The following is a 6,984-nucleotide window of genomic DNA, read 5'->3' on the forward strand; positions in this document are numbered from 1 at the left end:
GACGGACCGGCCCCGGAAATGGAAACCGCCTCCCGGCCGGCAGGGGAACCGGGCGGGAGGCGGAATTCGTGGCGGGGCGCCGGGGGTGGGGCGCCCCGAGGGGATCAGCCCTGGTGGGGGTAGGTGTAGTCGGTCGGCGGAACCAGCGTCTCCTTGATGGCCCGGGTCAGGGTCCAGCGCTGCAGGTTCTGCGGGGCGCCCGCCTTGTCGTTCGTACCCGAGGCACGGCCGCCACCGAAGGGCTGCTGGCCGACGACGGCACCGGTCGACTTGTCGTTGATGTAGAAGTTGCCCGCGGCGTACCGCAGCTTCTCCATCGTGTACGCGGCCGCGGCGCGGTCGTTCGCGATGACGGAACCGGTCAGCGCGTAGTCGGAGACCGACTCCATCTGCTCCAGCATCTCGTCGTACTTGTCGTCCTCGTAGACGTGCACGGCGAGGATCGGGCCGAAGTACTCGGTCGTGAAGACCTCGTTGGCCGGGTCGGTGCACTCGATGACGGTCGGGCGGACGAAGTAGCCCACCGAGTCGTCGTACGTGCCGCCCGCGACGATCGTGCAGGACGGGTCGGCCGCGGCACGGTCGATCGCGGCCTTGTTCTTGGCGAACGAGCGGTCGTCGATGACGGCGCCGATGAAGTTCGACAGGTCGGTGACGTCACCCATGGTGATGGCGTCGACCTCGGCGGCGAACTTCTCCTTGAAACCGGAGTTCCAGATGGAGGCCGGGACGTACGCGCGGGAGGAGGCCGAGCACTTCTGGCCCTGGAACTCGAAGGAGCCACGGGTCAGCGCGGTCTTCAGGACGGCGTGGTCGGCCGACGGGTGGGCGACCACGAAGTCCTTGCCACCGGTCTCGCCGACGAGCCGCGGGTAGGTGCGGTAGTTGGCGATGTTGTTGCCGACCGTCTTCCACAGGTGCTGGAAGGTGGGGGTCGAGCCGGTGAAGTGGATACCGGCCAGGTCGCGGTGGTTCAGCGCCACCTCGGAGACGGCGATGCCGTCACCGGTCACCAGGTTGATGACGCCCTTGGGCAGACCGGCCTCTTCCAGGAGCTGCATCAGCAGCACGGCGGCGTGGGTCTGCGTCGGGGACGGCTTCCACACCACGACGTTGCCCATGAGGGCGGGGGCGGTGGGCAGGTTGCCCGCGATGGCCGTGAAGTTGAACGGCGTGATCGCGTAGACGAAGCCCTCCAGCGGGCGGTGGTCCATGCGGTTCCACACGCCCGGCGAGTTGGCCGGGGGCTGCTCGGCCAGGATCTGGCGCGCGTAGTGCACGTTGAAGCGCCAGAAGTCGACGAGCTCGCAGGGGGTGTCGATCTCGGCCTGCTGGGCGGTCTTGGACTGACCGAGCATCGTGGACGCGGCCAGCGTCTCGCGCCACGGGCCGGACAGCAGCTCGGCTGCGCGCAGGATGATCGCGGCGCGGTCGTCGAAGGACATCGCGCGCCAGGCCGGGGCGGCGGCGAGCGCGGCGTCGATCGCGTCCTGCGCGTCCTTCTGCGTGGCATTGGCGAACGTACCAATGACGGCCTTGTGGTTGTGCGGCTGCACGACGTCGAAGCGCTCGCCGCCGCCCATCCGCTTCTCGCCGCCGATGGTCATCGGAAGGTCGATCGGGTTCTGGCTAAGCTCCTTGAGCTTCACCTCCAGGCGGGCACGCTCCGGGGAGCCCGGGGCGTAGGAGTGGACCGGCTCGTTGACCGGCGCGGGGACCTGGGTCACAGCGTCCATGAGTTCCGTTGCTCCTTGAGTAGAGAGGTGGAGGGGGCTCAGCCCTTGGTGAGTATCGAGCGGCCGAAGAACAGCAGGTTCGCCGGCTTCTCCGCGAGGCGGCGCATGAAGTAGCCGTACCAGTCGGTGCCGTACGCCGTGTAGACGCGCATCCGGTGGCCCTCGGCGGCGAGCCGGAGGTGCTCCTCGCTGCGGATGCCGTAGAGCATCTGGAATTCGTACTCGTCCAGTTTGCGCCCGGCCTTGCGGCCCAGCTCCTGGGCGATGGCGATCAGACGCGGGTCGTGGGACCCGATCATCGGGTAGCCGTCGCCCTCCATGAGGATCCGCAGGATGCGGACGTACGCCTTGTCGATCTCGGCCTTGTCCTGGTACGCGACGGAGGCGGGCTCCTTGTAGGCGCCCTTCACGATGCGGACGCGGCTGCCGGCGGCGGCCAGGCGGCGGGCGTCCTCCTCGGTGCGGAACAGGTAGGCCTGGATCACGCAGCCGGTCTGCGGGTAGTCCTTCCGCAGCTCCTCGTGGATGGCGAACATCGAGTCGAGGGTGGTGTGGTCCTCGGCGTCCAGCGTGACCGTGGTGCCGATCGCGGCGGCGGCCTCGACGACCGGGCGGACGTTGGCGAGCGCCAGCTCGTGGCCACCGTCCAGCGCTTGGCCGAACATGGAGAGCTTGACGGACATCTCGGCCTTGGTGCCCAGGCCCAGGTCCTTGAGGCGCTCGATCAGTTCGAGGTAGGCGTCGCGGGCGTCGGCGGCCTGCTCGGGGGTGGTGATGTCCTCGCCCACCACGTCGAGGGTGACTTCGAGGCCCTTGCCGGCGGCGTCCTCGATGATCGGGACGACCTGGTCGACGGTCTCACCGGCGATGAACCGGTCGACGACCTGCTTGGTGCCAGGTGCGGCCGAGACGAAACGGCGCATCTTGTCGCTGCGGGACGCGGCGAGAATCACGGGACCCAGCACGGGGCACCTCCACGGAAAGTACGAACGAAGGCCATACCGGGAGATGGGGAACAGACCGGTACAGCACGGAGAACCACCGTGAAATCTAAGGATCTCTCCGATCCTGTGCCATCGACAGCTGTCACGCATCCGCTCCCCGGTTCTCAGACATATGTCTGAAGGGGTGCGAGAATGGCCGGGTGAAGGGCGATTACCAGGAGCTGGTCGACGAGATCTCCGGGCTGCTCGGCGCCCCCGCGACGCTGGAGAACCGCGACTTCGGCCTGGTCGCCTTCGGCGCCCACGACAGCGACGACGACACCGCGATGGACCCGGTCCGCACCCGCTCGATCCTGACCCGCCGCTCCACGCCCGCCGTCCGCGCCTGGTTCGAGGGCTTCGGCATCACCCGCGCCACCGGCCCGATCCGCATTCCGGCGGCCCCGGAGGCCGGGGTCTTCCGGGGCCGGATCTGTCTGCCGGTACGCCATCGGGGGGCCGTGCTCGGTTACGTATGGCTGCTCGACGCGGACCCCGGGCCGACCGACGAGCAACTGAGGGCGGCGATGGAGGTGGCGGCCCGGATCGGGGCGCTGCTCGCCGACGAGGTACGGGCGGGCACCGATCCGTCCCGGGAGTTCGGCGCGGTGCTGACCGCCGGGCGGGGCTGGCAGCGCGACATGGCGGTGGCCGCGCTGGACGAGGCGCTGGGGCCGGACGCGAAGGGGCCGCACACAGTGGTCTGCGTGGCCCCGTGGCCGGACGATCCGCCGTCGGTCCGTACGGTGCCGTCGACGGCGGCGCTCGCCGCGATCCCCGGGGCCGCGGGGTCGCCCGCCCTGGCCGCGCTGGTCCGGCTGCGCTCCACCGATGTGCTCGACCCGGCGCTCTTGGCCGCGGACCGGCTGCGCGCCACCGCGGGCGGGGGCGCCACCGCCGGGGTCGCGGTGCCCCGCCGGGGCCTGACGGAGCTGGCCGCGGCCTGGCACGAGGCGGCGGCCGCCGCCCGCGCGGCGACGGCCGAGTCCCGGTTCGGCCCGGTCGTCCAGTGGTCGGCGATCGGACCGTACCGGCTGCTGACCGCGCTCCCCGCGGAAACGGCCGCGGACCCCGTGGTCCGTGCCCTGCTCGCCCCGCCGCACAAGGATCTGGCCCGCACCGCCGAGGTCTTCCTCGACTGCGCGGGCCAGGCTTCCCGGACGGCCGCCGCACTCGGCGTACACCGTCAGACGCTCTACTACCGGCTTTCCCGGATCCAGCAGCTCACCGGCCTCGATCTGAACGACGGCGAGGACCGGCTGCTGCTGCACATGGCACTGAAGAGCGCGCGGCTCGGAAGTTAATCCCCCCGGCCCTCCAGCACGACCTTCAGACCGTCCGTCAAGTCCTGTGCGGACGGCGCGGATTCGCTGTCCATAAGCCACTGCACCATCACGCCCGCGAGCAGCGCCTGGCAGAACAGCCCGGCCACCCGCGCCTTCTCCGGGTCCTTCTCCGGGTCGATGCCGAGCATGCCCTCGGCAAGCCCGTCGCGACCCTCGCGCTGCGGGCCCAGCAGGGTCTCCCGAAGCTCCGGATCCTGGTCGATCCGGGAGACGACCTCCATCTGGAGCTGCCAGACGGACCGGGTCTCCTGGAAGCTGTCGATCACCCGCTGCCAGGTGTCGCGGAACCGGTCGAGCGGCGGCCCGGACGCGTCGTCGCCCTCCGCGCGCTCCTCCCTCTTCTCGGTGAGCAGATCCCCCCACTCCTCCGTCACCTTGATAAAGGCGAGGTTGAGCAGGGCCTCCTTGGAGCCGTAGTGGTAGCCGATGGAGGCGAGGTTCGTGCCGGAGGCGGCCACGATGTCGCGTGCCGTCGTCCGGGCGTACCCCTTCTCCAGCAGGCAGCGCTTGGCGCCTTCGAGCAGATCCTCACGGTGTCCCATGACAGCAGCGTACCCGGCATGCAGACGTTTGTGTAAGACGCACGTCTAGATGCCGGGTACGCGGAGGGGCTCTGGAACCGTCAGTCGGTCAGGTTCACCGTGCGGGCCGAATTGGCACCGATCTCGGTGGAGATCTCGGCGAGCACCGACGCCGGGACGTCGTCGTCGACGGTGAGCACGACCAGCGCCTCGCCGCCCGCGTCCGCCCGCGAGACCTGCATGCCCGCGATGTTCAGACCGGCCTCGCCGAGGATCCGGCCGACCGTGCCGACGACACCGGGACGGTCCTCGTAGCGCAGCACGACCATGTGGTCGGCCAGCGCCAGGTCCACGTCGTACTCGCCGACGGCGACGATCTTCTGGAGGTGCTTGGGGCCGGCCAGCGTGCCGGAGACCGAGACATCCTCGCCGCCCGAGAGCGTGCCGCGGACAGTGACCACGTTGCGGTGGTCGGGCGACTCGGAGCTGGTGGTGAGGCGGACCTCGACGCCGCGCTCCTGCGCGAAGAGCGGGGCGTTCACGTACGACACGGTCTCGTCGACGACGTCCTCGAACACGCCCTTGAGCGCGGAGAGTTCGAGCACCTTGACGTCGTGCTGGGTGATCTCGCCGTACACCTCGACATCGAGGCGGACCGCGACCTCGCCCGCGAGCGCGGTGAAGATCCGGCCGAGCTTCTCGGCGAGCGGCAGACCCGGGCGCACGTCCTCGGCGATCACGCCGCCCTGGACGTTGACCGCGTCCGGCACGAGCTCGCCGGCGAGGGCCAGGCGCACGGACTTGGCGACCGCGATGCCCGCCTTCTCCTGGGCCTCGTCGGTGGAGGCACCGAGGTGCGGGGTGCAGACGACCTGGTCGAACTCGAACAGCGGGGAGTCCGTGCAGGGCTCCTTCGCGTACACGTCGAGGCCGGCGCCGGCGACGCGGCCCTCCTTGAGGGCGGAGGCGAGCGCCGCCTCGTCGACGATGCCGCCGCGCGCGGCGTTGACGATGCGCACCGAGGGCTTCACCTTGTGCAGAGCCTCGTCACCGATCAGGCCGATCGTCTCGGGGGTCTTGGGCAGGTGCACGGTGATGAAGTCGGCGACCTCCAGCAGCTCGTCGAGCGTGAGGAGCTTGACGCCCATCTGCGCGGCACGCGCGGGCTGCACATAGGGGTCGTACGCGACGATCTTCATGCCGAAGGCCGACATGCGCTGGGCGACCAGGACACCGATGCGGCCGAGGCCGACGACGCCGAGGGTCTTCTCGCTGAGCTCGACGCCGGTGTACTTGGAGCGCTTCCACTCGCCGTTCTTGAGGGCGGTGTTGGCCTGCGGGATGTTGCGCGCGGAGGCGACCAGCAGACCGCAGGCCAGCTCGGCGGCGGTGACGATGTTGGAGGTCGGCGCGTTGACGACCATCACGCCCGCCTTGGTGGCGGCGGAGACGTCCACGTTGTCCAGACCGACGCCGGCGCGGGCGACGACCTTCAGCTTCTTCGCGGCGGCGATGGCCTCGGCGTCGACCTTGGTGGCCGAGCGCACCAGGATGGCATCGACGTCGGCGATCGCGGGGAGGAGCTCGGCGCGGTCCGCGCCGTTGCAGTGCCGGATGTCGAAATCCGGGCCCAGGGCGTCAACCGTGGCGGGCGACAGCTCTTCAGCGATGAGTACGACAGGTTTCGAGCTCACGTGAGTCCTCACAGATCCAGTGCGGACGGCCGTCCCGACGGCCGCAGGCGTGGAGGGGCTTGCCGCGTGGAAGACGCACGACACTGTGGGCCTGACGCGTGTATGTGTGGAGAAGTGTAGTCATGCGCCAGGACGCATACTGCGCCCCGTTGGATGGATCACCCGCACGGGGGTGGACGACTTGTACACACGTACGACGCCGCTTCTTCCGGCGGTGGGATGACGGGAACGCCCCGGGGGCGGGTCACAGGACCCGCCCCCGGGGCTCGGTGTCACGCGTCCTCGTCGTTGACCCAGCTCATGAGCTTGCGCAGCTCGCGGCCGGTGGTCTCCAGGAGGTGGTCGCTGTCGGCCTTCTTGTACTCGTTGTACTTCTTCAGGCCGCCGTGGTACTCGTCCATCCAGTTCTTGGCGAAGGTGCCGTCCTGGATCTCCGTGAGGACCTTCTTCATCTCGGCCTTGGTGGCGTCGGTGATGATCCGCGGGCCGGTGACGTAGTCGCCCCACTCGGCGGTCTCCGAGATCGACCAGCGCATCTTCTCCAGGCCGCCCTCGTACATCAGGTCCACGATGAGCTTCAGCTCGTGCAGGCACTCGAAGTACGCGATCTCGGGCTGGTAGCCCGCCTCGGTCAGCGTCTCGAACCCGGCCTTCACCAGGGCGGCGGTGCCACCGCAGAGGACGGCCTGCTCACCGAACAGGTC

The 6,984-nt window shown here is 69.7% G+C and carries 5 protein-coding genes and 1 pseudogene; 1 reads left to right on the forward strand and 5 read right to left on the reverse strand.

Going from position 1 to position 6,984, the window contains the following annotated elements; translation table 11 throughout:
* Positions 1-104 precede the first annotated feature (104 nt).
* On the reverse strand, positions 105-1,736 hold the full coding sequence (gene pruA / locus BT364_RS24130) for an L-glutamate gamma-semialdehyde dehydrogenase (protein WP_072487323.1): 1,632 nt from the start codon (positions 1,734-1,736) through the stop codon (positions 105-107).
* A gap of 38 nt (positions 1,737-1,774) precedes the next feature.
* Positions 1,775-2,701, reverse strand: a complete 927-nt coding sequence (locus tag BT364_RS24135; protein WP_072487324.1) for a proline dehydrogenase family protein — start codon at positions 2,699-2,701, stop codon at positions 1,775-1,777.
* Between the two features lie 179 nt (positions 2,702-2,880).
* On the opposite strand from BT364_RS24135, the gene BT364_RS24140 reads away from it, so the two are divergent.
* Positions 2,881-4,023, forward strand: coding sequence for a PucR family transcriptional regulator (locus tag BT364_RS24140; protein WP_072487325.1), 1,143 nt, complete (start codon positions 2,881-2,883; stop codon positions 4,021-4,023).
* On the opposite strand, the gene BT364_RS24145 is transcribed toward BT364_RS24140, so the two are convergent.
* From BT364_RS24145 to BT364_RS24155, 3 genes and pseudogenes are all read right to left on the reverse strand, one after another.
* Entirely contained in the window at positions 4,020-4,607 is a 588-nt protein-coding gene (locus tag BT364_RS24145) for a TetR/AcrR family transcriptional regulator (RefSeq protein WP_072487326.1), read from the reverse strand. The two genes, BT364_RS24140 and BT364_RS24145, sit on opposite strands and share 4 nt — an antisense overlap.
* A gap of 80 nt (positions 4,608-4,687) precedes the next feature.
* Positions 4,688-6,280, reverse strand: a complete 1,593-nt coding sequence (gene serA, locus BT364_RS24150) for a phosphoglycerate dehydrogenase (RefSeq protein WP_072487327.1) — start codon at positions 6,278-6,280, stop codon at positions 4,688-4,690.
* Positions 6,281-6,552: 272 nt separating this feature from the next.
* A pseudogene (locus tag BT364_RS24155) lies at positions 6,553-6,984 on the reverse strand (ketol-acid reductoisomerase); the annotation flags it as partial.

Source organism: Streptomyces atratus (assembly GCF_900119365.1).
GTDB lineage: Bacteria > Actinomycetota > Actinomycetes > Streptomycetales > Streptomycetaceae > Streptomyces > Streptomyces atratus_B.